This window comes from Mesorhizobium sp. WSM4813, from assembly GCF_055811555.1.
Map to the genome: position 1 here is coordinate 56,072 of NZ_JBVVQU010000002.1, position 26,991 is coordinate 83,062.

Sequence of the window (26,991 nt, forward strand, 5' to 3'; positions counted from 1 at the left end):
ACATCTGCCCAACTACATCTTGCCGTCGTCCTGGAAGACCTCGGTCCAGTCCTTGACCAGGCCGTCGAGCGCATCCTTGGCCGAACCCTGGCCGGCGACGACGTAGTCATGGAAGCGCTTCTGCGACGCCTGCAGCAGCGGCGCATAGCTGGGCTCTGCCCAAAAATCCTTCACGATGGCCATGGAGTCGAGGAAGGTCTGCGCGTAAGGCTGGCTGGCCGGGAAGCCTGGATCTTTCACGACTGCGTTGAGGCAGGAAAAACCGCCGAGCGACCACCATTTGGCCTGCACATCCTTGTTGGCGAACCATTTTATGTATTTGAGTGCGGCCTCCTGCTTGTCCGAGTAAGAGACCACCGAGATGCCTTGGCCGCCAAGCTGGGCGAATTGATCGCCGTCGGGACCCTTGGGATTGGCGAAATAACCGATTTTGTCGCCGCCGACATTCTCGTCCTTCTGCAGGCCTGGCCAGGTAAAGGCGAAGTTCATGTGCATCGCCACCTGGCCGGATTTGAAAGCATCGACGCCTTCGCCCATGTAGCTGTTCGAGGCCCCGGGAGGCGTGCAGCAGTCATAGAGCGCCTTGTAGAGCTCCAGACCCTTCACCGATTTCTCGGAGTTGACGAAGCCGTCCATCTCGTAAGGCTTGTCGCGATTTTCATAGTTGAAGCCGAAGCTGTAGAGCACGTCCATGGCGCCCATGGTGATGCCTTCGGAGCCGCGCTCGGTATAGATCGACGCGCCATAGACCGTCTTGCCGTCGATCTCGCGTTTCTGGAAGAACTCGGCGATCTGCTTCAGCTGGTCGAAGGTCGTCGGCGCGGCGAGGTCCCAGCCGTACTTTTCCTTGAATTCCTTCTGCAGTTCCGGCTTGGAGAACCAGTCTTTACGATAGGTCCAGCCGACGACGTCGCCCATGGCCGGCAGCGCCCAGTAATTCGGCGAGTTCTTCGGCCATTCGGAATAGCCGACGACGGTCGCCGGCACGAAGTCGTCCATGCTGATCTTCTCCTTGTCGAAGAAATCGTTCAGCTTGACATAGTGGCCGTTCTCGGCCGAGCCGCCGATCCACTGGCTGTCGCCGATGATCAGGTCGCACAGCTTGCCCTTGGAATTCAACTCGTTGAGGAAGCGATCGGCATAATTGGTCCACGGCACGAATTCGAATTTCATGCCGATGCCAGTTTCCTTGGTAAAATCCTTGGATAATTCGACGAGCGCATTGGCCGGGTCCCAGGCTGCCCAGCAAAGCGTCAGATCTTCAGCCTGCGCGACATTCGAAACGGCGGTCGACGCAAACATCGCCGATGTCAGTCCCAACGTCAGTTTCAAGGTCGATTTCATGCCTTCCTCCCATTTGCGAAACGCGCCCGGATGACGGTTTCAAATACCTCAAACCCCCTCCTCAGGGTCTAAACATGACGACGCGGTTGAGCGGCGGATGTTTAGTAATTTGTTTAGTGATGCAATTTTTACTAAACAAGGCAAGCGAATTCGTCGCTGCGCTGCAGCATGGCGCATCGGTCGTTGGTTCAGAAAAGGCGCGTGTCAGATCGTTCGGCGCGCGGGTGCCGGCTCATTTGACCGTTTTGGTGCTCACCGTCACCGGCCGGATCACTGGGGCCGGCGGCAGCAGGGCGCGGATATCGGCGAAGGGGAAGATCGGTTCGAAGCGGAAGGCCTCAGCGAAGGAACCGGCCGCGCCATTGCACTGGCCGGCGCGAAACGCGTTCTGCATGCGCGCCGCATCGACGAAACGTTCGGGATCCTGCGACTGATGCGCCCGGATCGCCATCGCCTTGAGTTCGAAATGCCGGGAGATATCGACATAGTGGGTCGGCGCAAAACCGGTGCCGCCGAGCGTATCGGCATGCAGCACCGGGACAGCGAAGGACGCCGCGATGCGCACGCCGTCCGACAGCGCACGGTGGTCGCCATGATAGTCGTTCGGCGCATGGGTAATCGCCAGATCCGGCCTGATGTCCCCGATCAGCGTCTTCAGCGCCGCGATCAGCGCGGCATCGGCAACCAGCGCGCCGTCCGGAAAATCGAGGAAGTGCGATGTTGCGCCAAGCAGGTCCGCCGCCACAGCCGCTTCCTCGCGGCGGGCGCGGGCAAGTGATTCCGGATCGCCCTTCCCGCCCTTGGCGCCATCCGTGGCTATCGCAAAAACCAGTTCTGCGCCTTGTGCGGCATAGGCCGCCATCGTACCGAACATGAAGATCTCGATATCGTCCGGATGCGCACCGAGCGCCAGTATCTTCACTCTGCATTCTCCCTGGAACTGAAATAACGTGGACGAACGAAATTCTGCTCACCCAGTTCCCCTATGCAAGCTGTTCATGCAACGATCCCGTTGTCAAAAGCCTGAGCGGATCGCGCCGACGCATTATTCGCAGATCCACGGGGCGGTGATCCCGGCGCATTCTCCAGGAATATCCAGATCTTCAGTCGCCAGATCTTCAGTCGCCAGATCTTCAGTCGCCAGATCTTCTGTCGCCAAATCTTCTGTCGCCAAATCTTCTGTCGCTTGTCGGCCTCGCCGTGATTGGCGGCTTCGGCCTTTTGACGATGGTGCGTGAGGAGGTGAGGCTCGGCACAGTGCGCTGGAACCCATTTTCGCGAACCCGGCTTTGAACTGGCCCCTGCTGTCGGTTGCGCGGCGACCACCACCGCTGATATGCGGACGCTGCGGTTCCGCCGCAATTGGATGGATGCATCCTTGGAACAATGACCAGAAAACCCTTGCCGGAGCTTCCGGTCTCCGCCGTGCTGCCGGCGCTCAGCGAAGCGCTCGGCCATGGCAACAGCGCCGTGCTGGTGGCGCCGCCCGGCGCCGGCAAGACGACGCTGGTGCCGCTGGCGCTGCTCGAAGCGGCATGGCTCGGCACGGGAAAGATCATTCTGCTGGAGCCGCGCCGGCTCGCTGCCCGCGCCGCCGCCCGTCGCATGGCCGAGCTGCTTGGGGAGGAGCCCGGCGAAACGGTCGGTTATGCCATGCGTATGGAAAACCGCACTTCTGCGAGGACAAGGATCCTCGTCGTCACAGAAGGCGTGCTGTCGCGGATGATCCTCGACGATCCGGAGTTGCCCGGTGTCTCGGCGGTGTTCTTCGACGAGTTCCACGAGCGTTCGCTCGACGGCGATTTCGGTCTGGCGCTGGCGCTCGACGTGCAAGGTGCGCTGAGGCCCGATCTGCGATTGCTGGTGATGTCTGCCACGCTCGACGGCGCGCGCGTCGCTCGGCTGCTTTCCGGCGCTCCCGTGATCGAGAGCGAGGGCCGCGCCTTTCCCGTCGACATCCGCTACGAGCGGCCGGCCGGCATCGCCATCCAGGACGCCATGGCCAACGCGATCCGCGGCGCCCTGGCCGATGAGAGCGGCAGCGTGCTCGCCTTCCTGCCCGGCCAGCGCGAGATCGAGCGTACAGCCGAGCGGCTGCAAGGCCGCGTCGGCGCCGACACCGACATCGTGCCGCTCTACGGCATGCTCGACGGCAAGGCGCAGGACGCGGCGATCAAGCCGGCGCAGTCCGGCCGCCGCAAGGTGGTGCTGGCGACCTCGATCGCCGAGACCTCCATCACCATCGACGGTATCCGCGTCGTCATCGATTCTGGCCTGTCGCGCTTGCCGCGCTACGAGCCGGCCAGCGGCCTGACGAGGCTGGAGACGGTGCGTGTTAGCCGAGCCTCCGCCGACCAGCGCGCCGGCCGCGCCGGGCGCACGCAGTCGGGCGTCGCCATCCGCCTATGGCGGGCCGAGCAGACGCCGGCACTTCCAGCCTTCACCCCGCCGGAAATCCTCGAGGCGGACCTTTCCGGACTTCTGCTCGACTGCGCCGCCTTCGGTGTCGCCGACCCGGTGAGCCTTTCGTTCCTCGATCCGCCGCCGGCCCCGGCGCTCAACGAGGCAAGGGCGCTGCTGCGTGCGCTCGACGCCGTCGACGAGGCAGGGCGCCTGACGGAATCGGGTGCTGCGATGCGCAGGCTGGCACTGCCGGTGCGGCTGGCTCACATGGTCGCCGAGGCGGCAAAGACCGGCCAGGCGTTCGGAGCGGCCATGCTCGCCGTGCTGCTCACCGAGCGTGGCCTTGGCGGCGATGGCGCCGACCTCGATCGGCGGCTGATGCGGTTCCGATCCGAAAGATCGCCGCGCGCCACTGCCGCACGGCAGCTCGCCGAGCGGCTGGCGAAACAAGCCTCACCCTCCCCCTCGAGGGGAGGGTCGGCGAGCGAGCCGAGCGCAGCGAAGCGAGGGAGACGGGGTGGGGTCGCCGATGGCGTGCCCGACCCGACCCCACCCCGCTCCGCTTCGCGGATAGACCCTCCCCTCGAGGGGGAGGGTAGAGCCGGCGCCCTCCTCATCCATGCCTGGCCGGACCGCGTCGCCAAGGCGCGCGGCGAGCGCGGCCGTTTCGTGCTGGCCAACGGTTCGGGCGCCATGTTCGACGCCGCCGATCCGCTTGCGGGCGCGGCCTGGCTCGTCGTCGCCGATCTTCAGGGCAAGGCGCAGAATGCCCGCATCACGGCAGCAGCGGCGATAGATGAGACGGACATCCGAGCCGCGCTTGCGCAAAAAATCGAGACAAGCCGCGAAACCAGCTTTGACCGCGACAGGCGCGCGGTGCGCGTGCGCGAAACCGTTCGCCTCGGCGCCATCACCCTATCCGAACGCATGCTGCCGGCGCCGGCCGGGGCCGACGCGGATCGCGCCATCCTTGACGCCTTGCGCGAACACGGCCTGTCGCTTTTGCCGTGGGGCAAGGAGGCTGAAACGCTGCGCCAACGGCTCGGCTGGCTGCATCGCGGCCTCGGCGCCCCCTGGCCCGAGGTTTCCGACGCGGCGCTCGTCGACCGCCTCGACGATTGGCTGCTGCCCTTCCTCTCCGGCGCAGCGTCCATTGCCGCGATCGATCCGGGCGTGCTCTCGGCCAACCTCATGGCATTGGTGCCGCACGATCTCCAGCGCAGGATCGAGGCACTGGCGCCGACCCATTTCGACGCTCCGTCCGGCAGCCGCGTGCCGATCCGCTATGACGGTGAATGGCCGGTGCTGGCGATCCGCGTGCAGGAGCTGTTCGGTCTCGACCGGCATCCCGCGATCGCCAACGGCACCGTGCCGCTGACGCTCGAGCTTTTATCGCCGGCGCACCGGCCGATCCAGACGACCCGCGACCTGCCCGGGTTCTGGCGCGGCTCCTGGGCCGATGTGCGGGCCGAGATGCGTGGCCGCTATCCCCGGCACGTCTGGCCGGAGAACCCGCTTCTCGCCACAGCCACCAGCCGCGCCAAACCGCGGGGGACCTAGCCTTTATGCTTTTCCGGCTATAATCCTTGGCCATGATAAACATCCTGCGGGCGCCCGACTTCCAGCAAAGCCAGCGGCTGCGCCTCAACACGCTGATCAGACTGCGCTGGCTTGCCATCGTCGGCCAGAGCCTGGCGGTTATCGTCGTTGCTTATGGGCTGAAATTCCCTCTGCCCGTCAGCCTCTGCTTCGCGCTGATCGCCTGTTCGGCTTGGATGAACCTGTTGCTGACCTTCCGTTATCCGGCGGCGCATCGGCTGACCCCGTTGCCGGCTTTCGCCATCCTGACCATCGACAGCCTGCAGCTTGCCGGCCTGCTCTATCTGACCGGCGGCCTCACCAATCCGTTTTCAGTGCTGGTGACCGTGCCCGTGGTCATCTCGGCGACGTCGCTGCCGCTGCGCCTGACCGCCATCCTCGGCGCGCTGGTGATGGTGGCGGCGAGCCTGCTGGTCTTCTTCCATCTGCCGCTGCCCTGGTACGAGGGCGCGCCGCTGGAGATGCCGTTCATCTATGTCGCCGGCATGTGGATGGCGGTGTTTTCCTCGATCGCCTTCACCGCGATTTATGCCTTCCGCGTGGCCGAGGAAGCCCGGCTGCTCGCCAACGCGCTTGCCGCCACCGAACTGGTGCTGCAGCGCGAGCAGCATTTGTCGGCGCTGGACGGCCTCGCCGCCGCCGCCGCGCATGAGCTGGGCACGCCGCTTGCCACCATCACGCTTGTCGCCAAGGAGATGGAGAAGGCGCTCCGCAACGATCCGAAATACGGCGAGGACGTGACGCTGCTGCGCTCGCAGAGCGAGCGTTGCCGCGAAATCCTCAAGCGCCTGACCAGCCTGTCTTCCGAGGGCGAGGCGCATCTCTCCCGAATGCCGCTAACTTCGCTGGTCGAGGAGATGACGGCCCCGCACCGCGATTTCGGCATCTCGATCAAGCTTCGCCCCGGCGAGCGCATCGGCCCCGAACCGGTTGGACGCCGCAATCCCGGCGTCATCTACGGCCTCGGCAATCTGGTCGAGAACGCCGTCGATTTTGCCCGCAAGAGCGTCACCGTGCGCTGGAGCTGGAACGAGGCCGCCGTCACTTTCTCGATCACCGACGACGGGCCAGGTTTTCCTCCCGAAATCATCGACCGCATCGGCGAGCCCTACATGTCGACGCGCCAGGGCACCGAGGCCGGCGGCGGCCTGGGCCTGGGGCTTTTCATCGCCAAGACCTTGCTCGAACGCTCGGGGGCCACGCTCGATTTCCGTAATTCAAACGAACCGGGCGAGGGCGCCGTCGTGCAGATATCATGGCCGCGCAGCGTCTTCCTCAATCCTGAATCGGCTTCGGCCACCATGTTTGACACGGCTTAAATTGGACAATAGCGCTCCAAAACTATATCTGCGTAAAAAGCAGGCAGCAGGAATTTAGAAGACGATGAATGGCGACGAAACGATTGGCGCAATGGTTGAAGGCGAGGACACCTCGCTGCTGATCGTCGACGACGACAAGCCGTTCCTCACGCGCCTTGCCCGCGCCATGGAAACCAGGGGTTTCGTGGTCGAGACGGCCGAGAGCGTCGAGGAGGCGGTGGCCAAGGCGCGCGCCAATCCGCCCGCCTATGCCGTGGTCGACATGCGGCTCGCCGACGGCAACGGCCTCGACGTTGTCGCCGCTATCCGCGAGAAGCGCGACGACGCCCGCGCCATCATCCTCACCGGCTATGGCAACATCGCCACAGCGGTGACGGCGGTGAAGCTGGGGGCCATCGACTACCTGTCGAAGCCGGCCGATGCCGACGACATTTTCGCCGCACTTACCCGCACGGCGGGCGAGCGCGCCGCACCGCCAGAAAACCCGATGTCGGCCGACCGCGTGCGCTGGGAGCACATCCAGCGCGTCTACGAAATGTGCGACCGCAACGTCTCCGAGACCGCGCGCCGGCTAAACATGCATCGACGGACGCTGCAGCGGATTCTGGCCAAGCGGGCGCCGCGCTAAGCCCGGCTTCGTCATCCTTGGGCGCAGCGACGCGAAGCGGAGCGAAGACCCTAGGATCCATGCCGTTATGTCAGCCGCGGAGCGCAACCGAGCAGAATTCTGTACCATAGCAGCGCTCTGAACCCGCGGCATGGATCCTATGGTCTGCGCTGCGTCGCTTCGCTCCTTGCTCCGCCATAGGATGACAAAGTGATGGGCGTTTCGGCCAATCTCCGAGGCGCGATCTGCCGAGGTGAACAGGCGGCTTGCGTCGTCTGCCACGCTTGCGCATCATCGCCAACAATGCCGACCGGAATCTCGGCAACGGAGGACACATGCGCGACGAGCGGCCGATCTCCATTTTTCGCGAATTCCTCGACAGCGAGGCGGCAGGCGGCATCATCCTGATGGCAGCCGCGGCACTGGCTCTGATCGTCGCCAATTCGCCGCTGTCCCAGGCCTATTTCGACGCCCTTCACGCCTATCTGGGACCACTCAGCGTATCGCATTGGATCAATGACGGCCTGATGGCCGTGTTCTTCCTGCTGGTCGGCCTGGAGATCAAGCGCGAGATGCTGGACGGCCAGCTCTCGACCTGGCCACGCCGCGCCCTGCCCGGCATCGCCGCCGCCGGCGGCATGCTGGTGCCGGCACTTGTCTATGTCGCCATCAACCGCAACAATCCAGCCGCTCTGTCCGGCTGGGCGATCCCTACCGCCACAGATATCGCGTTTGCGCTCGGCGTGCTGTCGCTGCTCGGCAGCCGCGTGCCGGGGTCGCTGAAGGTATTCCTCACCGCGCTCGCCATCATCGACGACCTCGGCGCCGTCGTCATCATCGCGGTGTTCTACACGAGCGGCCTGTCGCTCGCCTATCTCGGCGCCGCCTTTGCGGTCATCGCTCTGCTGATCGTGCTCAACCGCATGAAGGTGCTGACGCTGGTGCCCTACATCCTGCTCGGTGTCGTCCTGTGGGTGCTGGTGCTGAAATCGGGCGTCCACGCCACGCTCGCCGGCGTGGCGCTGGCCCTGACCATACCTTTGAAAGTCTCCCCGGGCATCCGGCATGATCTCGACCATTCGCCGCTGCATCGGCTCGAGCACGGCCTGCATAGAATAGTGCCGTTCGTCGTCATCCCGATCTTCGGCTTTGCCAATGCCGGCGTTTCGCTGGCCGGCCTGAGTGCTGCCGCCCTGGTCGAGCCGCTGACGCTGGGCGTCGCCGCCGGCCTCGTCGCCGGCAAGCTGGTCGGCGTGTTCGGCTCTTCCGCGCTTGCCATCCGGCTCGGCCTTGCCGATCTGCCGGTCAATGCCGGCTGGCTGCACATGATCGGCATTTCGCTGCTCTGCGGCATCGGCTTCACAATGAGCCTGTTCATCGGACTGCTCGCCTTCGCCAGCAATGTCGAGCTGCAGGACGCGGTCAAGGTCGGCATTCTTGCCGGCTCCTTCATCGCCGCGATTCTCGGCGCCGCCGTGCTGCTGGTGGCGCCGGCGGCGAATGGGGCCGACGAGGACGAAGAGTAGCCGACAAACGTCGCGCCGCCCCTCATTGCCCTGCCATCGCCGATTTGCAGCTCCTGGGTTCCTCGCCCCCGCGAAGCGGGGGAGAGGTGGCCCGGCGAAGCCGGGACGGAGAGGGGGACGACGTTTGCGTAGCCAGAACCGGTGAAGGTCAGGGCGCTTGACGACCATGAAACGAAGCCTGTCAGGAGGCCTTGAGGCAACGACCTCCCGGACGCCGCGAAGGCCCCTCTCCGTCCCGGCTTCGCCGGGCCACCTCTCCCCACTTCGTGGGGCGAGGAACGCGGGTTCTGCGAAAGCAGCCGCACTTGACTCCCATTGGGAGAGGCGGTCGGATGAGGGGCCGCGAAAACGTCGGAAGCTACTCGCTCTCGCCCTCCAGCGCTGGCACCGCCACACCGGCGAGTTCCGCCGCGAGCAGCCGCGATGCACCGGCCCGCGCGATCCTCAGCATCAGCGCCTTGCGCGTCGCCGCCGCCATGCGGTGCTCGGGCGCATCGCGCAGGATTTCGGCGCCATAGCCGTCGGAAAGGATAAAACCGCATTCCTGTGGAAAGATCTCCGAGGGCACGCCGGGATGCGTGGCGAAGAAGAAACGGTCGGAGTGCAGCCGGTAGTCCGGCCATTTACGGTCGACCCTGAAATCCTCAATCGAGGACTTGATCTCGATGATCCAGATGTCGCCCTGGCGAGTCAGCGCGACGAGGTCGGCGCGGCGGCCGGTCGCCAGCGACAGTTCTGGCAGCACATGCGCGCCCATCTCCTTGAGCAGCCGCTGCACGCCGCGCCTGACCAGCATCGCGCGCTCCGACTGACGGCCGTCGATAAGGGGGTTGAGAGGTACAGGCGAGATGATTGGCATGGCGGCACCATGCCAGACTTTGTTCACGGTTTGAACCTGTTTTTGATTGGGCGATTATCTGGTTGACAAACCCAACCTGATTACGTAGGGTAACGGCATAGGAGATTTCCATGTCCGTTCTGTCCCGCCCCGAGTTCCACGACGAAGCCAAGGCTTTCGAGCATGTTGAGGCGATCTTGTGGCCGAATGGTCCGGTCTGCCCGAAGTGCGGTTCCGTGGACAAGCATTACAAACTGAAGGGCGTCCGCACCAAGCCCTCCAAAAAGAACCCCAACGGTGTCGAGCGTCATGGCCTGTACAAGTGCGGTGCTTGCCGTTCGCAGTTCACCGTCCGCATGGGTTCTATCTTCGAGGAAAGCCATTTGCCGCTGACCAAGTGGCTACAGGCTATCCACCTCATGTGCGCCTCAAAGAAGGGTATCAGCGCTCACCAGATGCACCGCATACTCGAATGCACCTATGAGGCCGCTTGGTTCCTGTGCCATCGCATTCGCCTTGCAATGGCGTCTGGCGATCTTTCCCCGCTTGGCGGCAACGGCAAGACCGTCGAAGTAGACGAGACGTACACCGGACGCCTCAGGGGCACCGCGGTCAAGCGTGGTGGGGGCGCTCACAAGAACACTGTCGTTACGCTTGTTGAGCGCGGTGGCCGCGCTCGTTCCTTCCACGTTGATACCGCCCGCATCGGCACCATCATGCCAATCGTTCGCGCCAACATCGCCAAGGAAAGCGCGCTGATGACTGACGAGGCTGGCGTATATCGCCGCGTGGGCCAGGAATTCGCCTCGCACGATTTCGTCACGCATTCCAAGGACGAATACGTTCGCGGTACGGTCCACACCAACACCGTTGAAGGCTTCTATTCGATCTTCAAGCGCGGCATGAAGGGCGTCTACCAGCATTGCGCCGAGCACCATCTGCACCGCTATCTGGCCGAGTTCGATTTCCGCTATTCGAACCGGATTGCAATGGGCGTTGATGACGGTACGCGCGCTTTCATCGCCTTGAAGGGCGCCGCCGGTAAGCGCCTCACCTATCATAGACCTACTTGACGAGAAGCGAACGCACTTCCGAAAGCCGGTGCAGCTTGAGCTTCCGCTCTGGCGGGGGATTCACAAACGAAAGCGGCGATGATATACTCACCGCCGCTTCCAGTTTTTGACTTGGTGGCCCACTTTGAGGCTTCGTGACCCTGCCGGTTGCGGAGCCTCTTCGTTTATCCCGCGCCGTGTCCGTGAGCCGTGACATCGGCTAGAGGGACTCTTATCTTCATGGCCCGTCTCCTTTCCCGAGCGCCATCGCCCGATGGATGCATATGGCCAGAAAGTTTCGATTCGGTCAAGGGCTGGAGAACTGGCGAAGAGAAATGCTGAAGAGAACTGAGATTGATTACTGAAATGAACTGGCGTATATGTCGCTCGCCCACAAGGAGATTGACATGGCCACCAACGACGCTTCGCCCCGCTTCCCCTTCATCAGTCTCGAAAAGGCGCTCGCAAAAGCGCAGCAGCTTTTTGATGGAGACCGTAGCGGCAAGGCAATGCCGGTCCCGACCGCTTTCGAATTGTGGGGGTATAGCCCAAAGAGCAGCGGTGGGTTCCAAACCACTGGGGCACTGAAATACTATGGGCTGCTGGAAGACGAAGGATCTAATGCCGACCGAAAGGTAAAACTGACCGATTCGGCGCGGCGGTTCTTTCTTGACGAGCGCGATGACGTGCGTGCCGCGATGATCGCAGACTTTGCTATGCGGCCGGCTCTGTTTCGCACACTTTGGAAAAAGGATGGCTGGAGCGAAGGCATCCCTGCAGATACTGTGGCGCGCAGCCACCTCAAGCTCAATCGCCATTTGAACGACCAGTCCGCTCGGTCTGCACTGGCGATTTTGAAGGAAAACGTTCAATTTGCAGGATTGAAGCCTAGCGCAATTCAGGATACCGCTTTAGAATCGGTCATTGAAGCAGAGCCGATTGCCAAGGCGTCGGCTGAACCGCAGCGAGGTAACGTCATGCATTCGCCAGCATCATTGGTTTCCGAGCGCACTGCTATGGTCGCGTACTCTAACGCCATCCCGACAACGGAAGGCGACACCGTGATTGATGCGCGCATCGTTGGTGGTCGTGTTATTATCAATGCGGATGTAAATCTGAAAGGATTGCGGAAGCTTCGCCGACAGATCGCAATGTTTGAGCAGATGTTATCGATGGATGACGAGGATGATGAAGGAACCGAAAACAAAGGCGTCGTCGGATAGCCGACCGCAGGTCGAGAAATTCCGCGAAGCCGCCCGAGAACTGAAAACCGATCAGTCCGACGCCGCCTTTGAGGCCGTTGTGCAGAAGATTGCCAAGGCGCCTAAGCTCACCCAGGAGCAGATAAAAAAGCTGGTACATGCGAGGCGCGAGCCTGACGACAAGCGGTAGAATGCCTTTAGAAGGCTTTTAGAATTCCTTTAACTATTTTTTTATCATAGGAACCTAACAGTGTTGACAAGTGTTAACAGGTGCCCCATTTTGGGGGCGTGTAATGGCAGGTAGGCCACGCCACCCCGACAAGGAGGTTGAGGAGGCAGTGGCGTACGCCGAGTCCCTAGGCTGGACTATGCGTAAGCAAGGCCATTGGGGGCGTATATACTGCTCACACGCAGATAGGGACGGATGTCAGGTTTGCGTCAATGGCACGCCTAGAAACGGTGGGAATCATGCCCGCCAGATTATTCGTGCTGTAGACCGCTGCCCGCATAAAAAGGAACCCGACGATGAGCCTGTTTGAGTTCAGCATCATCGCCTCTGGACTGGATCCGACCGCCGAAGACTTTGAATCCCGCTTCTATGACCACGGATGCGACGACGCTACGGTTTCATTCCAGAAAGGCCACATAATCATCGACTTTGCCCGAGAGGCTAGTTCGATTGAGGACGCTATTTCGTCTGCCGTTGAAAACGTCAGGGCTACAGGTGCGACCGTTGATCGGGTTGAGCCTGACCCGCTGGTCAGCCTTTCCGAAATAGCCGCCCGCACTGGCCTGACACGAGCGGCCATTTCTTTGTACGCCAAAGGCCAGCGCGGCACCGCTTTCCCAGCTCCGGTGGCGAAAGTCACGTCTGACAGTCCATTGTGGGACTGGGCGGATGTAGCGAAGTGGTTTTTCACCTTTGGGCGTCTCTCAAAGGAGGAAGCTGTAGAGGCAAAGGCGGTCACCGTCGCTAACTATGCTATCGACGCTTCGGAGCCGCACTTTCAAGAACGCCTAAGGCACGACGTCGGCGAATGCCGCGCGGCTCTCTAACTAATCCCTGATAGCAATCGGCCCGCCTTTTGGAAGGGCGGGCCTTTAGCGCTTGCCCAACACACTATTCAGCGCCTTGGGTTTGTCAACCAGATAATCGCCTTTTGATTGTATATTTGACAAACCGGCCTTCGAAAATAGGCATAGGTTCATGCAGCCCGCGCTACTCAGCCCTGGCGCGACCTTCACATCTGTGCGGAAACGACTTTATCACTTGGCACCGCCCCCGCAATATCGTCCAGGATCGGGCAGTCTGGCCGTTGTCGCCGTGGCAGGCATGGATCAGCTTCTGCAGGGTCGAGCGCATCGACTGCAACTCGCGCACCTTCTCCTCGATTGCGTTCACATGCGCGGCGGCGATCTCGCGCACGTCATGGCTGGCGCGGCTGCGGTCCTGGTAGAGCGCCATCAGCCGGCGGCAGTCATCGATCGAAAAGCCGAGATTGCGCGGCTCAAAAACGTCAGCCGGTGGATGTCGTCGCCAGAATGGTCGCGGTAGCCGTTGCCGGCGCGCTGCGGTCGGATGAGGCCGATCTCCTCATAGTAGCGAATGGTCTTGGCCGGCAGGCCGGAACGCTGGGCGGCATCTCCGACATTCATGATTGGTTCCTCGACTTCCGGCGGCCTGGCGGACCGCCCATTGAATTTCCTACATAATCTTGTGGAAGGCCGTTGCCGAAAAGCCACAGGTACCGACTTACCGGCATGTAAGCCTCTGCATATAGGCATCGCCCGCTTGGCAAGCAAAGCAAATGCCAGCATGAATGATGGCGACAAAGCGGCCGTAACGAGCCGCTCTATTTCGGGCGGGGCATCGGACCTTTTCATGCGCATGAAGTCATTCGCAATCGTCGCGGCACTTGCGCTGTCGACGGCTATTGCTGGTTGCAGCACCATCGGCTCGCAGATCTTCACCAACAACTATGGCCCGATGACCGATGCGGGCTATCAACTGCCGCGCATTCCGATCGAAAAGGTCCCGTTCAAGTACCGCCGGCAGATCGTTAGCTACGACACCGATGAAAGGCCGGGCACCATCATCGTCGATACACAGAACAAATTTCTCTATTACGTCATGGGCGGCGGCGAGGCGATGCGTTACGGCATCGGCGTCGGCCGCGAGGGTTTTGAATGGCGCGGCACCGCCCGTATCGCGGTGAAGCGCGAATGGCCGACCTGGACGCCGCCTTCGGCAATGATCAAGCGCCAGCCGGAGCTCGCCAAGTTTGCGGGCGGCATGGAACCGGGATTGACGAACCCACTCGGCGCGCGCGCCCTGTATCTGTTCAACAAGGGCGGCGATTCGGGCTACCGGCTGCATGGCAGCCCGGAGTGGAACTCGATCGGCAAGGCGATGTCGTCGGGCTGCATCCGGCTGATGAATCAAGACATTATCGACCTTTACGACCGCACCTCGGTCGGCGCTAAGGTTATCGTTCTCTAGAGTTCATACGCGGACCGTCTAGGCAACAACTGACGTCCCAAAACAGAAAACCGGGCACTTTGGCCCGGTTTTTTGTTGTCGCGCGACAGGCGAATTGACGTTTTTTTGAGTCGTTAAGAGACCTGTTCGACCTGCTGCACCTCGGGCACAAAATGCCGGAGCAGGTTCTGGATGCCGTGCTTCAGCGTCGCCGTCGATGACGGGCAGCCGGCGCAGGCGCCCTTCATGTGCAGGAACACGGTGCCGTTCTCGAAGCCGCGGAAGGTAATGTCACCACCGTCCTGGGCGACGGCCGGGCGCACCCGCGTATCGAGCAGCTCCTTGATGGTGATGACCAGTTCCTCGTCGGCCTTGTCGTAGAATTCGCCGGTCTGGCTGGTCTCGGCGGCGGGGCCGGCCTTGGCCATGACAGGCGCGCCGGACATGAAGTGTTCCATGATGGCGCCGAGGATCGCCGGCTTCAGATGCTGCCAGTCGGGGCCGTCCTTGGTCACGGTGATGAAATCATAGCCGAAGAAGACGCCGGTGACGCCGGGGATTTCGAACAGCCGGCCGGCCAGCGGCGAAGCCGTAGCGGCGCTGTCGGCATCGCGGAAATCGGCGGTGCCTTCGACAAGCACTTCCTTGCCGGGCAGGAACTTCAATGTCGCCGGATTTGGCGTCGATTCGGTCTGGATGAACATGAACGTCTCCGTGCCCGTTCGGGCAGATAGTTTGGAATAATTCTAAATAGGCCTTATCGGCAGGACATTCAAGCGAAAGCCGTGCTCAGCGGCAACTACACTTTTCGAAGAAATTCGAAGCGTCTGATCGGCGAATTCCTAGTCCAGGTCGCGTAGTATCTCTAGAGCCAAAATCGGCAAATCGGGCTCGGAGGAGATGCCAGATGATAGCCGCTCCAGTTCCGGCTTCAGGACTTCAATCAGTTCAGAGGATTGGCGGATTGTCTGGAGGGAGTGGTACTTCCAGATATCGTCGCCGGTCTCAAGAATTGTGCGAATGTGCGGCGCAAGCGGCAGGCCGATATCAGCCACGAGCGGTTTCAAAACCCGGGCTACCGGCCAATTCATGTCTTGAAGCCATTCCAGAATTTGCGGAAGAACAGGTTCGACTTGAGGAAAGCCAAGGGCCACGAGCGCAGCCGCCTTCGCCGTGTCGTGCTTATTTTCCGGCAGGAGCCTCAACAGATCGTTTTTCAACTCGGATCTTTCCAACAGCCTGGCCCAATCCCTTGGGGATATCAGGCCAGGCTGTCGATTTCTTCGTCTGACAGGTTCTGCGGCACCACCGTCACCGGGATCGGGAAGGCGGCGCCCTTGCCGGCGACGGCGCCGACCAGCGGGCCCGGCCCCTCCTTGCCGGCGCCGGCCGCCAGCACGAGAATGGCAATATCCTGGTCTTCCTCGATCAATTTGTGGATCTCTTCCGTCGGCTTGCCTTCGCGCACCACCAGTTCCGGCTCGATGCCGAGCTTTTGGCGCACCTTATTGGCATAGCTGTCGAGTGCGGCGCGCGCGGTGGCGGTGGCCTCCTCGCGCATGATCTTCTCGACGCCCAGCCAATGCTGGAAATCGTCTGGCTCGATCACATAGAGCAGCACCAGCACGCCACTGGTGCTCTGCGCGCGCTTCGAGGCGTAGACGACGGCCCGTTCGCATTCGGGGGTGTCGTCGATGATCGCCAAAAACTTGCGGCGGTGGCCGGCTTCGCGGCTGAGGCGTTTGGAGACCATTTTCTACCTTCGATGGTTTCGGTCGCAATCTGCCACCGCCACAGCCCGGCCGCAAGCGACCGGCGGATGTAGCGATGTCGGGTGCGTCAGTGCGTCTTGTGCGCGTCCAAATGGACGCGCGGCGCTCTAAGGTTCAGCTTTGCAGCAGGCCGATGATGTCGCGCACGGTCTTCATCGTCGCTTCGGCCAGTAGGCCGGCCCGCTCGCCGCCATCCCTCAGCACCGCGTCGACATAGGCGCGGTCGTCGGAAATGCGGCGCATCTCGCCGGCGACCGGCGCCAGCTTTTCCACCGCAAGGTCGGCCAGCGCCGGCTTGAACACCGAAAACTGTTGGCCGCCGAACTCCTTCAGCACCGCCTCCTTCGATATCTCGGCGAGGCCTGCATAGATGCCGACGAGGTTTTCGGCCTCGGGCCGGCTGGCCAGGCCGTCCAATTCCCCAGGCAGCGCCTCCGGATCGGTCTTGGCCTTGCGGATCTTCTTCGAGATGCTGTCGGCATCGTCGGTCAGATTGATGCGCGACAGGTCCGACGGGTCCGACTTCGACATCTTCTTTGAGCCGTCGCGCAGCGACATGATGCGCGCCGCCGGGCCGCCGATGATCGGTTCGGTCAGCGGAAAATAACCGTTCACCGTCTCCTCGCCGATTTTCATCTCGACGCCGACGCCAAGACCGGCGATGCGGTCCGAAAAGTCGTTGTTGAACTTTTGCGCGATGTCGCGGGTCAGCTCCAGATGCTGCTTCTGATCATCGCCGACCGGCACATGGGTGGCGCGGTAGACGAGGATGTCGGCCGCCATCAGGCTCGGATAGGCAAGCAGCCCAAGCGAGGCGTTCTCGCGATCCTTGCCGGCCTTGTCCTTGAACTGCGTCATCCGGTTCATCCAGCCGATGCGGGCCACGCAATTGAAGATCCAGGCGAGCTCAGCGTGTTGCATGACCCGCGACTGGTTGAAGACGATGTGCTTCTTCGGGTCGATGCCGGAGGCGAGAAACGCCGCGGTGATCGAACGCGTTTGATCCTTGAGATCGTCATGAACAAGCTGCGCGGTCAGCGAATGCAGGTCGACGACGCAATAGATGCAATCGGAGGTGTCCTGCAGGGCGACGAATTTCTTGATGGCGCCGAGATAGTTGCCGAGATGCAGATTGCCGGTCGGCTGGACGCCGGAAAACACGAGTGGCTTGAAGGCAGGCTGATTGGAGTCAGTCATGGTGTTTCCCTGGCTTGTGGAGGGCCGTTTCGCACGCGGCGAAAGTCTTTCGACGGCGCGCTTATGGACGAGAGCGGGGAGCGGATCAAGAGGCTGTTGGTTGGGCGGTGCAAGGCTTTGGCCTCGGCTGAGCAAGACGCTCTGTTTGGAGGACAGCACAGACTAAAAACAAAAACCCGCCTTGCGGCGGGTCGTCGGCGCAAATCAGCACCGTGGCAAAGTTGATAGCATAACTGCCGGCACAAAGCGAGAACAAAATTGGTTCTTTGCGCCGAGGCGATCGCTTCCGTCTCGCCCCGCGTTGACGAGGCAATGTAGATAGCTACATAGTATCATCTACACCAAGGGGCAAAACCGGTGACGATCAATATCAACAACAAGGAGGCGGACACTCTGACGCGTGCTTTCGCCAAGCTCGAGGGCGTCGGCATCACCGAGGCGATTGTGATCGCCATGCGTGAAGCTCTGGAGCGCCGGCGCAACCGCGAAACGCCTCTCCAAACTGCCGCCCGTCTTCGCGCGGAAATCGGCATCAAGCTGAACGACAAGGCGCGCAGGCCACTCCCTCGCTCGGTCTTCGATGAAATGTCCGGGGAGAACTGATGTTCATCGATGCGGCCGCGATAATCGCCATCCTGAGCGATGAGGACGAAGCGGAGCGCTGTTCCGACGCCGTGGTTAAAGCTGCAGAACGGTTCACGTCGGCGATAGCCGTATGGGAAGCGGCGGTGGCTCTTGCGCGCCCGGACAAGTTCGCGATTTCCGTCGACGACAGCAGGCGTCTGGTCACCGCATTCCTGGAGCAACGAGATATCGCGGTTCGTGATCTGCCCGATCCGTCAGCCGCAGTCTCGCTGTCGTTGGATGCAGCCATGCGATTTCGATCAGGGCCAAATCGCCTCAACCTCGCGGATTGCTTCCACTACGCTTGCGCGCGCCACTACGCCGTTCCCATGCTTTCGACGGCGGACGAATTCCGGTTTACGGATCTGGAGACTATTCCCTAGTCGAAGGGGAGCTCCTCCGCCTGATATTGCGCCGGATCATGCCGAAATCGGCGCCGCCGGTGGCGAAGGCGGTGACGAAATACAGCAACGCTCCGCCGGCTACCAGCGCAAGAAGCGTCGTAGCCTTGATTGCCAGCGGTGAGCCCGAGGCCAGTTGGGCGGCAAACCAGTGCTCGGCAAAGTAGAGCCCCGCCCCCATCACCGCCGCCGACAGCACCAGCCTTGGGATGCGTCTCATGAGCGGTACGTCGCGGCCCCAATGGCCGCGCCGGATCAGTACGCCGAGCAGCATCAGCGCATTGGCCCAGCCGGCGACGGCCGAGGCGACGGCGATGCCCGGCGCGCCCATCTGCGGAAACAGCGTCAGCGCGGTGGTGATGTTCACCGCCACCGAGATGGCGGCGAAGATCATCGGTGTGCGCGTGTCCTCGCGGGCAAAATAGCCGGGGGTGAACGCCTTGATCAGCACGAAGGCCGGCAAGCCCAAGCCGAAGATCGCCAGGATCGCCGCCACGATCGGCGTCGAGTTGTTGGCGGCAAATGCCCCGCGTTCGTAGACCAGCCCGACGATCGGCTCCGACATGACCAGCAGTGCCGCCGCTGCCGGCAAAGTCAGGAACAAGGTGAACTCCACCGACCGGTTCTGCAGATTGGCCGCCTCGATCAGATTGCCTGACTTCAGCGCCCGCGACAGTTCGGGCAGAAGCACGATGGCGACGGCGACGCCGACGACGCCGAGCGGCAGCTGGTAGATGCGGTCGGCATAGGCGAGCGACGACACCGCACTGTCCTGCGCCGAGGCGATCGCGGTGCCGATCAGCTGGTTGATCTGAGTGATGCCGCCGGTGATTGCCGCCGGCAGCGCCAGGATCAGCAGCCGCCTGACATTGGGCGTCATCTTTGGCCGGCGGAAACCGATCGAGATGCCGGCATGGCGCACCGCCACCCAGACGATCGCCAGTTGCACCAGGCCCGCCGCCAGCACACCCCAGGCCAGCGCGAAGCCGACGGTGCGCGCGTCCGATCCCTTGTGCCAGGCATAGGCGAGCACGCCGATCAGGATGATGTTGAGGAATACCGGCGCCACCGCGGCAGCGAAATAGCGGCGCAGCGAATTCAGCATGCCGGCCATCATGGCGCCGAGCGACATGCAGATGAGGTAGGGAAACATGATGGTCGCAAGCCGGACCGTCATGTCGAACTTTCCCGGCGTGTCGGCAAAGCCCGGGGCAACCAGGTAGCGCACGATCAGCGGCATCGCCAGTTCCATGGCGATGGTCAGCGCCAGCAGCGCCGTGAACAATACGCCGAACACCTCTTCCGAAAAGCGCTTGGCGCCATCGGTGCCGTGGGTCTCGATTTCCTTGGCGAACAGCGGCACGAAGGCGGCGTTGAAGGCGCCTTCGGCAAACAGCCGGCGGAAGGTGTTGGGAAACTGGAAGGCGGCGTTGAAGGCGTCGGCGATCGGCCCGGTGCCGAGTGCGGCCGCCATCAGCATCTCACGGACGAAACCAAGAGCGCGGCTCATCAGCGTGCCGGAAGCGACCGTCGCGAACTTTTTGACAAGGCTCATGCGTCTGGAGACTGCCTGCAGGATTGGGACAAATAAATGGTGGTTGTCACTCGGCCGCAGCCTTGGCCTTGCCGCCGCGCTCCGGCACGGTGCCTTCGAGAACCGCGACCAGCCTGCTTTGGATGGCGGCCATGCGCGTCGGGCTGTCGATCTTCTGGCCAGTGAGATCGGTGACATAGAAGGTGTCGATGACCTTTTCGCCGAAGGTGGTGATGTGTGCCGAGGCGATGTCGAGCGACAGGTCGGACAGCGCTCCGGTGATCTCGGACAGCAGGCCCGGCCGATCCAGCCCCTCGACCTCGATCACCGAGAACCGGTTCGACAGCGTATTGCGGATTTCGGCGCGCGGCGGGATGCGGAAGACTTTGGCGCCGCGCCGCGGCTTGGTGCGCTTCTCGATCATCTCCGGCAACCAGCTCTTGCCCGACAGCACATCCTCGATCAGGCGGCCGACGCGCTCGGCGCGTCGACGCTCGTCTTCGTCGCGGTCGAACTCCCTCGAGATCAGGATAGTATCCAGCGCGCGGCCATCGGCGGTGGTGAAGATCTGCGCATCGACGATGTTGCCGCCGGCCGCCACGCAAGCGCCGGCAATGACCGACAGCAGGCGCGGATGGTCCTGCGCCAGCACGGTGATTTCGGTCACCGCCTCGAACTGGTGGGTTTTGACGATGGTGGCGAGCTTCTTGCCCGCAGCATCCGCCTCGCGGATGAATTCGGCGTGGCGAAGCTGGTCGGCGAGATCGACCGTCAGCAGATAGTTCTCGTAATGCAGGCCGACATAGCGCTTGCGGGCTTTTTCGGGCCAATCGGCAAGCGCTTCGGCCAGCCGCTCGCGTGCTGCCGCCGTTCGCTCGGCGCGCGACACTTCCGAAAATCCCCCGGTCAACAGCAATTCGGTCTCGTAGTAGAGCGTGCGCAGCAATTGGCCTTTCCAGCCGTTCCAGACGCCCGGCCCGACGCCTCTGATATCGCAGACGGTGAGGATGAGCAGCAGCTTCAGCCGTTCGACCGACTGCACGATCGCAGCGAAATCCTCGATCGTCTTGCGGTCGTTGAGATCGCGGGTCTGTGCCGTCATCGACATGACGAGGTGGTTCTCGACCAGCCAGGCGACCGTTTCGGTGTCGGTCGCCGACAGCCCCATATGCGGGCAGATGCGCCGCGCGATCCGGGCACCCACTTCGGAATGGTCCTCCGGCCGTCCCTTGGCGATGTCGTGCAAAAGCACCGCGACGTAGAGCGCCTCGCGGCTTTTCTTCAGCCCCGGCATCAGCGTGTGGGCAAGCGGGTGGATCTTTTCACCGTCGCCACGCTCGATCTCGGCCAAAACACCGATACAGCGGATCAAATGCTCGTCCACCGTATAGTGGTGGTACATCGAGAACTGCATCATGGCGACGATCTTGCCGAAATCGGGAATCAGCTTTGCCAGCAGTCCCGCCTCGTTCATGCGCCTGAGATTGAGTTCGGCATTGCGGTCCGACGTCAATATATCGAGGAACAGCCGGTTGGCTTCCTCGTCGCGCCTGAGCGCCTTGCCGATAAGGCCGAGCGAACGGGTCAGCAGCTTCAGCGCATCGGGGTGAAATTCCAGCCCGTGCTTGTCGGCGAACCAGAACAGCCTCAAGAGATTGACCGGATCGCGCTCGAACACCAGGTCGTCGGCGACGTTGATGCGATGGTTGTCGATAATGAAATCGGACGTGCCGGCAAGCTTGCGCTTGCGGCGCGAGAAGGTGAGGAAGATGCGGTTGAAGCCCGGCACATGCTTGGCCTGCTCTTCCTCGAGCGCAGCGCAGAAGATGCGGGTGAGATCCCCGACATCCTTGGCGACGAGGAAGTAATGCTTCATGAAGCGCTCGACCGCCGACAGGCCCGGATGTGTGGTGTAGCCCAGCCGCTCGGCGATCTCGCGCTGGATGTCGAAATGCAGCCGTTCCTCGGCCTTGCCGGTGAGGAAATGCATGTGGCAGCGCACCGCCCACAGGAAGTCCTCGGCCTTCTGGAATTCCCGGTATTCGGTGCCGGTGAAGACGCCCTTGTCGACCAGTTCCTCGCCGGTGCGCACCCGGTAGAAATACTTGCCGATCCAGAACAGCGTCTGCAGGTCGCGCAGCCCGCCCTTGCCGTCCTTGACGTTGGGTTCGACCAGATAGCGGCTTTCGCCGGCCTTCGCATGGCGCTCGTCGCGTTCGGCAAGCTTGGCCTGCACATATTCGGGCCCGGTCGTGCGCACCACCTCGCGGTCGAAACGCTGCAGGAGCTCGTCATAGAGCTTCTGCTCACCCCACAGGAAACGCGCCTCCAGGATCGAGGTGCGGATGGTGATGTCGGTGCGCGACAGCCGCAGGCATTCGTCGATGTTGCGGGTGGCGTGGCCGACCTTCAGCCCCAGATCCCACAGGATGTAGAGCATGTATTCGACGATCTGCTCGCCCCATGGCGTCTGCTTGTAGGGCAGCAGGAAGAGGAGATCGATGTCGGATCCCGGCGCCAGCGTGCCGCGGCCATAGCCGCCTACCGCGACGACGGCCATGCGTTCGGCCGAAGACGGGTTTTTGACGCGATAGACATGGGTGGCGGCGAAATCGTAGAGCGCGCGGATGATCTCGTCCATGAGATGCGACAGCCGGGCGGCGCAGGCGGTGCCACTGCCGTCGTCCATCAGCATGCGTTCGGCGATGCTGCGGCCGGCGGCCAGCCTGCCCTTGAGAAGCTGGAGAACACCGGCGCGCGCAGCCTTGCCGGAGCCGTCGCCTGCCGTGGCCGCGGTCAGCGCGGTCATCTCGCAGCGCAAGGCTTGGCTGTCGATCAGTTCATCGAGCTTTAGAGAGATTTTTGCCATAATTGCCGTTCGGCCTCGCCGTTTTGGCGGCGTCTATAGCGCGTTTTCGCGGCGCTGGGTATGGGGCGGGCGGACACGCTCTCACGGGAGTCGTCGATAGCATGCGGCGGCGGCTGGATGCGGGATTGTCCGCCGGCGGTTTGGCGCGCGCCTCGGCAAGAAAAACAGAAATTGGTCCTTGACCTTCCAGTCACTGGAAGCACTACCTCCCTTTCAGAACCGAGACACAGGGGCACTTCTGCATGACGCATTCCGACCATGACCATCACGCCCATAGCGGCTGCTGCGCGGCAAAAGCTGCTCCGTCCGTCGCCGAAGCCGTCATTCGCGATCCGGTCTGCGGCATGACCGTCGATCCGGCCGCCGGCAAACCGACAGCCGAGCATGGCGGCCATATCTATCATTTCTGCAGCGAGCGCTGCCGTTCGAAATTCACGGCCGAGCCGGAAAACTACCTTACCGCCACCGACCCGGTCTGCGGCATGCGTGTCGAGCGTGCCACCGCCAAGCACTTTGCCCGGCATGAAGGCCAGGGCTTCTATTTCTGCTCGGCCGGCTGCAAGGTGAAATTCGAGGCGGAGCCGGCAAAGTATCTCGGCAACCGGCCCGAACCGCAGGCGATGCCGAAAGGCACACAATACACCTGTCCGATGCATCCGGAAATCGTCCGCGACAAGCCAGGCGCCTGCCCGATCTGCGGCATGGCGCTGGAGCCGATGGGCGTACCATCAGGCGATGAGGGGCCCAACCCGGAATTGGTCGACTTCACCAGGCGCTTTTGGGTGAGTGCCGTATTGGCCGTGCCATTGCTGATATTCGCCATGGCGCCGATGCTCGGCGTGACGTTTAGCGACTTCATCGAGGATTCGGCGAAGATCTGGGTGGAATTGGCGCTGGCCAGCCCGGTTGTATTGTGGGCGGCATTCCCCTTCTTCCATCGCGGCTGGGAATCGGTTCTCAACCGCAGTCCCAACATGTGGACGCTGATCTCGCTCGGCGTTGGTGCGGCCTACCTCTACAGCGTCGTCGCCGCGCTGTTCCCGGATATGTTTCCGCACCAGTTCCGCGGTCATGAGGGCACGGTGCCGGTCTATTTCGAGGCGGCCGCCGTCATCGTCGCGCTGGTTTTCCTCGGCCAGGTGCTGGAATTGCGCGCCCGTGAAAAAACCGGCTCGGCGATCCGCGCGCTGCTCGACCTCGCACCGAAGACCGCGCGGCTGATCGGCGAGGACGGTTCCGAAAACGACGTGCCGCTCGACACGGTCAAGGCCGGCGATCGCCTGCGCATCCGCCCCGGCGATGCCGTGCCGGTCGACGGCATCGTGCTGGAAGGCCGCTCTTCCATCGACGAATCGATGCTGTCAGGCGAGCCGCTGCCGGTCGAAAAGACTGAGGGCGACCCGCTCACCGGCGGCACGCTGAACAAGAACGGTTCGCTGATCATGCGCGCCGAGAGGATCGGCGCCGAAACCACGCTGGCGCGGATCGTCGAGCTCGTCGCCAAGGCGCAGCGTTCGCGCGCGCCGATCCAGGGTCTGGCCGACCGCGTCTCGTTTTATTTCGTCCCGGCCGTTGTGGTGGTTGCGATCGTTGCGTTCATCACCTGGGCGATCTTCGGGCCGCAACCCAGCCTGATCTTTGCAATCGTTTCGGCGGTCTCGGTGCTGATCATCGCCTGTCCCTGCGCACTGGGTCTTGCCACGCCGATGTCGATCATGACCGCCACGGGGCGCGGCGCGCATGCCGGCGTGCTGATCAAGGACGCCGAGGCGCTCGAACGCTTTGCTTCGGTCGACACGCTGATCGTCGACAAGACCGGCACATTGACCGAAGGCCGGCCGAGAGTGACCGACGTCGTCGCTGCCGAGGGCATGACGCAAGACGATCTGCTGGCCCTTGCCGCCGGCCTGGAAAAAGGCTCCGAGCATCCGCTGGCCGAGGCGATCGTCGAAGGTGCCCGTGAACGCGGGGTAAAAATTCCCGACGCCGGTAGTTTCGAGGCGGTGACCGGCAAGGGCGTTTCCGGCACGGTGTCGGGAAAGTCGGTCGCGCTCGGCAACGCCGCGATGATGGCCGCTCTCGGCATCGATATCGCGTCCATTTCGGCCAGCGCCGAGGCGCTGCAGGCCGAGGGCAAGACCGCGATGTTTGTCGCGGTTGGCAACAAACTGGCCGGCATCGTCGCCGTCGCCGACCCGATAAAGGCGACGACAGCCGAGGCGATCAAGGCGCTGCACGATCGCGGCCTCAAGATCATCATGGCGACCGGCGATAACGAACGCACGGCGAAAGCCATCGCCAGCAAACTCGGCATCGATGAGGTGCGTGCCGGCCTGCTGCCGGAACAGAAGAGCGCGCTGGTCGATGAGTTGCGCGCCAGGGGCGCCGGCGTTGCCATGGCCGGTGACGGCGTCAACGACGCGCCGGCGCTGGCCGCCGCCGATGTCGGCATCGCCATGGGCACCGGCGCCGATGTCGCGGTCGAAACCGCTGGGATCACGCTGGTCAAGGGCGATCTCAACGGCATCGTCCGGGCCCGCACACTCGCCCAAGCAACGATCCGCAACATCCGCCAGAACCTGTTCTTCGCCTTCCTCTACAACGTGCTTGGCGTGCCGGTCGCCGCCGGCGTGCTCTATCCTCTCACCGGCACGCTGTTGTCGCCGATGCTGGCGGCGGCGGCGATGAGCCTGTCCTCGGTTTCGGTCATCTCCAACGCGTTGCGGCTCAGGACGTTGAAACTCTGAGCCAAGCCCCCAGATAGAAATTCGTTCAAAAAGGAGACAATGAATGACCTTGGCCAAGAAGATCGTGCTGCTGCTGATGGCGGCGGGAATGCTGCTTGCCGTTTTCCTCGAAAGCATTCCGTCGCAAGCCCAGGAGATGAAACACGACATGGGGGCGCACGACATGGAGGCGATGGGCGCGCAGGATCCCTCGACCGATGGCTACAAGGCGGCGATGGACAAGATGCACACCGCAATGATGGCGATCGAGCCTTCCGGCAATGCCGATGTCGATTTCGCCCGCGGCATGATCCCGCATCATCAGGCCGCAATCGACATGGCCAAGGTCGAGCTTGCCAAGGGCAAGGATCCGGAAATGCGCAAAATGGCCGAAGCGGTGATCGCGGCGCAGGAAGCCGAGATCAAGCAGATGCAGGATTGGCTCGCCGCCCACCCTGTGAAATAGGCGTCAAGCAGTCCGGAGGAAACCAGGGAAGGACTTTCACCTGGATTTCTCCTGAACGCTGTGCTGCCATCAGGCCTCGACTGGAGCGCGCCATGCCATCAACGATAACCACCACCACATTGCCCTCAGGCGAAGCCGTTCCCGTGCTGGGTCAAGGCACGTGGAAAATGGGCGAGGATTTCAGCCGCCATGCCGATGAGGTCAACGCGCTGAAGCTCGGGCTCGATCTCGGCATGACGCTGATCGACACCGCCGAAATGTATGCCAGCGGCGGGGCCGAAGAGGTGGTTGCGGACGCAATTGCCGGGCGCCGCGACGAAGTCTTTCTGGTCTCCAAGGTGCTGCCGTCCAACGCCTCGCGTGCCGGCGTGCCGGCGGCCTGCGACAGAAGCCTCACGCATCTGCGCACCGACCGGATCGATCTCTATCTGCTGCACTGGCCCGGCAGCGTGCCGCTGGCGGAAACGGTCGAGGCCTTCGAGGCGTTGAAAAAGGCCGGCAAGATCCGCCACTGGGGCGTCAGCAATTTCGACACCCATGAGATGGAGGAACTGGTCAGCCTGCCGGCCGGCGACAGCGTCCAGACCAACCAGATCCTCTACAATCTGTCCCAGCGCGGCCCCGAATTCGACCTTGCGCCCTGGAGCCGGCAACGCGGCATTCCGCTGATGGCCTATTCGCCGGTCGATCAGGGCGTATTGGCGCGCAATACCAGGCTCGAAGCCATCGCCGCCCGCCACAATGCGACGGCGGCTCAGCTGGCGCTGGCCTGGGTGATGGCGCAGCCAGGCGTCATCGCGATTCCAAAGGCCAGCAGGCAAGAGCATGTCCGCCAGAATGTCGCTGCGTTGGACATCGAGCTCACCTCGGAAGATTTCGCCGACATCGACCATGCCTTCCCGCCACCGAGGCGGAAGTCGGGCTTGGCGATGATTTGAGGAGAGTAGCGGGGAAGTAAAACTAAGGCCGCGTTCCTTCGCGCCCCCCTCTGTCCTGCCGGACATCTCCCCCACAGGTGGGGAGATCCGCTGTC

At 62.6% G+C, this 26,991-nt stretch carries 23 protein-coding genes and 2 pseudogenes; 15 read left to right on the plus strand and 10 right to left on the minus strand.

Features of this window, described 5'->3' with window-relative positions; genetic code table 11:
* Positions 1-12: 12 nt before the first annotated feature.
* Both AC0L25_RS01340 and AC0L25_RS01345 read right to left on the minus strand, forming a co-directional pair.
* The gene (locus AC0L25_RS01340) at positions 13-1,344 is read right to left on the minus strand and encodes an ABC transporter substrate-binding protein (protein ID WP_473593861.1); all 1,332 of its coding nucleotides are present in this window, start codon (positions 1,342-1,344) and stop codon (positions 13-15) included.
* Between the two features lie 232 nt (positions 1,345-1,576).
* Positions 1,577-2,266: a PIG-L deacetylase family protein gene (locus tag AC0L25_RS01345; protein WP_473593862.1), complete on the minus strand. Its 690-nt coding sequence runs from the start codon at positions 2,264-2,266 to the stop codon at positions 1,577-1,579.
* Between the two features lie 266 nt (positions 2,267-2,532).
* Between AC0L25_RS01345 and AC0L25_RS01350 the strand changes: the two are divergent.
* The 5 genes and pseudogenes from AC0L25_RS01350 to nhaA all read left to right on the plus strand — a co-directional run.
* Positions 2,533-2,637: pseudogene (locus tag AC0L25_RS01350) on the plus strand (DMT family transporter); the annotation flags it as partial.
* A 93-nt stretch (positions 2,638-2,730) separates the two neighbouring features.
* On the plus strand, positions 2,731-5,307 hold the full coding sequence (gene hrpB, locus AC0L25_RS01355) for an ATP-dependent helicase HrpB (protein ID WP_473593863.1): 2,577 nt from the start codon (positions 2,731-2,733) through the stop codon (positions 5,305-5,307).
* Between the two features lie 32 nt (positions 5,308-5,339).
* Positions 5,340-6,665: an ActS/PrrB/RegB family redox-sensitive histidine kinase gene (locus AC0L25_RS01360; protein ID WP_473593973.1), complete on the plus strand. Its 1,326-nt coding sequence runs from the start codon at positions 5,340-5,342 to the stop codon at positions 6,663-6,665.
* A gap of 64 nt (positions 6,666-6,729) precedes the next feature.
* Positions 6,730-7,293 (plus strand): ActR/PrrA/RegA family redox response regulator transcription factor, encoded by a 564-nt coding sequence (locus AC0L25_RS01365; RefSeq protein WP_082982096.1) that lies wholly within the window; start codon positions 6,730-6,732, stop codon positions 7,291-7,293.
* A gap of 314 nt (positions 7,294-7,607) precedes the next feature.
* A complete protein-coding gene (gene nhaA / locus AC0L25_RS01370) occupies positions 7,608-8,798 on the plus strand; it encodes a Na+/H+ antiporter NhaA (protein WP_473593974.1) in 1,191 nt (396 codons plus the stop codon).
* 358 nt (positions 8,799-9,156) lie between these two features.
* Here the strand turns inward: nhaA and AC0L25_RS01375 are convergent, their stop codons facing one another.
* Positions 9,157-9,657, minus strand: coding sequence for an MmcB family DNA repair protein (locus tag AC0L25_RS01375; RefSeq protein ID WP_473593975.1), 501 nt, complete (start codon positions 9,655-9,657; stop codon positions 9,157-9,159).
* A gap of 110 nt (positions 9,658-9,767) precedes the next feature.
* Here AC0L25_RS01375 and AC0L25_RS01380 point away from each other — a divergent pair, with 110 nt between their 5' ends.
* The 4 genes from AC0L25_RS01380 (at position 9,768) to AC0L25_RS01395 (ending at position 12,946) form a co-directional block, all read left to right on the plus strand.
* Positions 9,768-10,709 (plus strand): IS1595 family transposase, encoded by a 942-nt coding sequence (locus AC0L25_RS01380; RefSeq protein WP_473593865.1) that lies wholly within the window; start codon positions 9,768-9,770, stop codon positions 10,707-10,709.
* Between the two features lie 386 nt (positions 10,710-11,095).
* The gene (locus tag AC0L25_RS01385; RefSeq protein WP_473593866.1) at positions 11,096-11,911 is read left to right on the plus strand and encodes a hypothetical protein; all 816 of its coding nucleotides are present in this window, start codon (positions 11,096-11,098) and stop codon (positions 11,909-11,911) included.
* The gene (locus AC0L25_RS01390) at positions 11,874-12,080 is read left to right on the plus strand and encodes a hypothetical protein (RefSeq protein WP_473593867.1); all 207 of its coding nucleotides are present in this window, start codon (positions 11,874-11,876) and stop codon (positions 12,078-12,080) included. The genes AC0L25_RS01385 and AC0L25_RS01390 overlap by 38 nt, the downstream gene beginning before the upstream one ends.
* 335 nt (positions 12,081-12,415) lie before the next feature.
* On the plus strand, positions 12,416-12,946 hold the full coding sequence (locus AC0L25_RS01395) for a helix-turn-helix transcriptional regulator (protein ID WP_473593868.1): 531 nt from the start codon (positions 12,416-12,418) through the stop codon (positions 12,944-12,946).
* A 185-nt stretch (positions 12,947-13,131) separates the two neighbouring features.
* On the opposite strand, the pseudogene cueR reads toward AC0L25_RS01395, so the two are convergent.
* Positions 13,132-13,546, minus strand: a pseudogene (gene cueR, locus AC0L25_RS01400) (Cu(I)-responsive transcriptional regulator).
* A 226-nt stretch (positions 13,547-13,772) separates the two neighbouring features.
* Here cueR and AC0L25_RS01405 point away from each other — a divergent pair.
* On the plus strand, positions 13,773-14,390 hold the full coding sequence (locus AC0L25_RS01405) for a L,D-transpeptidase (RefSeq protein ID WP_473593869.1): 618 nt from the start codon (positions 13,773-13,775) through the stop codon (positions 14,388-14,390).
* Positions 14,391-14,503: 113 nt separating this feature from the next.
* Here AC0L25_RS01405 and AC0L25_RS01410 read toward each other — a convergent pair whose 3' ends face one another.
* From AC0L25_RS01410 to trpS, 4 genes are all read right to left on the minus strand, one after another.
* On the minus strand, positions 14,504-15,073 hold the full coding sequence (locus AC0L25_RS01410) for a NifU family protein (RefSeq protein WP_029347737.1): 570 nt from the start codon (positions 15,071-15,073) through the stop codon (positions 14,504-14,506).
* 138 nt (positions 15,074-15,211) lie between these two features.
* Positions 15,212-15,589, minus strand: coding sequence for a DUF5071 domain-containing protein (locus tag AC0L25_RS01415; RefSeq protein WP_473593870.1), 378 nt, complete (start codon positions 15,587-15,589; stop codon positions 15,212-15,214).
* A 41-nt stretch (positions 15,590-15,630) separates the two neighbouring features.
* A complete protein-coding gene (locus AC0L25_RS01420; RefSeq protein ID WP_023796709.1) occupies positions 15,631-16,122 on the minus strand; it encodes a universal stress protein in 492 nt (163 codons plus the stop codon).
* Positions 16,123-16,255: 133 nt separating this feature from the next.
* Positions 16,256-17,338, minus strand: a complete 1,083-nt coding sequence (trpS, locus tag AC0L25_RS01425; protein ID WP_473593871.1) for a tryptophan--tRNA ligase — start codon at positions 17,336-17,338, stop codon at positions 16,256-16,258.
* Positions 17,339-17,695: 357 nt separating this feature from the next.
* Here trpS and AC0L25_RS01430 point away from each other — a divergent pair, with 357 nt between their 5' ends.
* Both AC0L25_RS01430 and AC0L25_RS01435 read left to right on the plus strand, forming a co-directional pair.
* Positions 17,696-17,941, plus strand: coding sequence for a type II toxin-antitoxin system VapB family antitoxin (locus AC0L25_RS01430; RefSeq protein ID WP_473593872.1), 246 nt, complete (start codon positions 17,696-17,698; stop codon positions 17,939-17,941).
* On the plus strand, positions 17,941-18,345 hold the full coding sequence (locus AC0L25_RS01435; protein WP_473593873.1) for a type II toxin-antitoxin system VapC family toxin: 405 nt from the start codon (positions 17,941-17,943) through the stop codon (positions 18,343-18,345). Before AC0L25_RS01430 ends, AC0L25_RS01435 begins: the two co-directional genes overlap by 1 nt.
* Here the strand turns inward: AC0L25_RS01435 and murJ are convergent.
* A complete protein-coding gene (gene murJ / locus AC0L25_RS01440) occupies positions 18,335-19,918 on the minus strand; it encodes a murein biosynthesis integral membrane protein MurJ (protein ID WP_473593874.1) in 1,584 nt (527 codons plus the stop codon). The two genes, AC0L25_RS01435 and murJ, sit on opposite strands and share 11 nt — an antisense overlap.
* 46 nt (positions 19,919-19,964) lie before the next feature.
* A complete protein-coding gene (locus AC0L25_RS01445) occupies positions 19,965-22,766 on the minus strand; it encodes a [protein-PII] uridylyltransferase (protein ID WP_473593875.1) in 2,802 nt (933 codons plus the stop codon).
* Positions 22,767-23,008: 242 nt separating this feature from the next.
* On the opposite strand from AC0L25_RS01445, the gene AC0L25_RS01450 reads away from it, so the two are divergent.
* The 3 genes from AC0L25_RS01450 to AC0L25_RS01460 all read left to right on the plus strand — a co-directional run bounded on the left by AC0L25_RS01450 (position 23,009) and on the right by AC0L25_RS01460 (position 26,896).
* Positions 23,009-25,513 (plus strand): heavy metal translocating P-type ATPase, encoded by a 2,505-nt coding sequence (locus AC0L25_RS01450; protein ID WP_473593876.1) that lies wholly within the window; start codon positions 23,009-23,011, stop codon positions 25,511-25,513.
* A gap of 43 nt (positions 25,514-25,556) precedes the next feature.
* On the plus strand, positions 25,557-25,958 hold the full coding sequence (gene copM / locus AC0L25_RS01455; protein ID WP_473593877.1) for a CopM family metallochaperone: 402 nt from the start codon (positions 25,557-25,559) through the stop codon (positions 25,956-25,958).
* Positions 25,959-26,050: 92 nt separating this feature from the next.
* On the plus strand, positions 26,051-26,896 hold the full coding sequence (locus AC0L25_RS01460; protein ID WP_473593878.1) for an aldo/keto reductase: 846 nt from the start codon (positions 26,051-26,053) through the stop codon (positions 26,894-26,896).
* Positions 26,897-26,991: the final 95 nt, after the last annotated feature.

Coding starts and splice junctions, on each gene's coding strand:
- AC0L25_RS01340 (WP_473593861.1), bottom strand. CDS start 1,344: ATGAAATCGACCTTGAAACTGACGTTGGGACTGACATCGGCGATGTTT.
- hrpB (WP_473593863.1), top strand. CDS start 2,731: ATGACCAGAAAACCCTTGCCGGAGCTTCCGGTCTCCGCCGTGCTGCCG.
- AC0L25_RS01360 (WP_473593973.1), top strand. CDS start 5,340: ATGATAAACATCCTGCGGGCGCCCGACTTCCAGCAAAGCCAGCGGCTG.
- AC0L25_RS01365 (WP_082982096.1), top strand. CDS start 6,730: ATGAATGGCGACGAAACGATTGGCGCAATGGTTGAAGGCGAGGACACC.
- nhaA (WP_473593974.1), top strand. CDS start 7,608: ATGCGCGACGAGCGGCCGATCTCCATTTTTCGCGAATTCCTCGACAGC.
- AC0L25_RS01375 (WP_473593975.1), bottom strand. CDS start 9,657: ATGCCAATCATCTCGCCTGTACCTCTCAACCCCCTTATCGACGGCCGT.
- AC0L25_RS01380 (WP_473593865.1), top strand. CDS start 9,768: ATGTCCGTTCTGTCCCGCCCCGAGTTCCACGACGAAGCCAAGGCTTTC.
- AC0L25_RS01385 (WP_473593866.1), top strand. CDS start 11,096: ATGGCCACCAACGACGCTTCGCCCCGCTTCCCCTTCATCAGTCTCGAA.
- AC0L25_RS01390 (WP_473593867.1), top strand. CDS start 11,874: ATGATGAAGGAACCGAAAACAAAGGCGTCGTCGGATAGCCGACCGCAG.
- AC0L25_RS01395 (WP_473593868.1), top strand. CDS start 12,416: ATGAGCCTGTTTGAGTTCAGCATCATCGCCTCTGGACTGGATCCGACC.
- AC0L25_RS01405 (WP_473593869.1), top strand. CDS start 13,773: ATGCGCATGAAGTCATTCGCAATCGTCGCGGCACTTGCGCTGTCGACG.
- AC0L25_RS01410 (WP_029347737.1), bottom strand. CDS start 15,073: ATGTTCATCCAGACCGAATCGACGCCAAATCCGGCGACATTGAAGTTC.
- AC0L25_RS01420 (WP_023796709.1), bottom strand. CDS start 16,122: ATGGTCTCCAAACGCCTCAGCCGCGAAGCCGGCCACCGCCGCAAGTTT.
- trpS (WP_473593871.1), bottom strand. CDS start 17,338: ATGACTGACTCCAATCAGCCTGCCTTCAAGCCACTCGTGTTTTCCGGC.
- AC0L25_RS01435 (WP_473593873.1), top strand. CDS start 17,941: ATGTTCATCGATGCGGCCGCGATAATCGCCATCCTGAGCGATGAGGAC.
- murJ (WP_473593874.1), bottom strand. CDS start 19,918: ATGAGCCTTGTCAAAAAGTTCGCGACGGTCGCTTCCGGCACGCTGATG.
- AC0L25_RS01445 (WP_473593875.1), bottom strand. CDS start 22,766: ATGGCAAAAATCTCTCTAAAGCTCGATGAACTGATCGACAGCCAAGCC.
- AC0L25_RS01450 (WP_473593876.1), top strand. CDS start 23,009: ATGACGCATTCCGACCATGACCATCACGCCCATAGCGGCTGCTGCGCG.
- copM (WP_473593877.1), top strand. CDS start 25,557: ATGACCTTGGCCAAGAAGATCGTGCTGCTGCTGATGGCGGCGGGAATG.
- AC0L25_RS01460 (WP_473593878.1), top strand. CDS start 26,051: ATGCCATCAACGATAACCACCACCACATTGCCCTCAGGCGAAGCCGTT.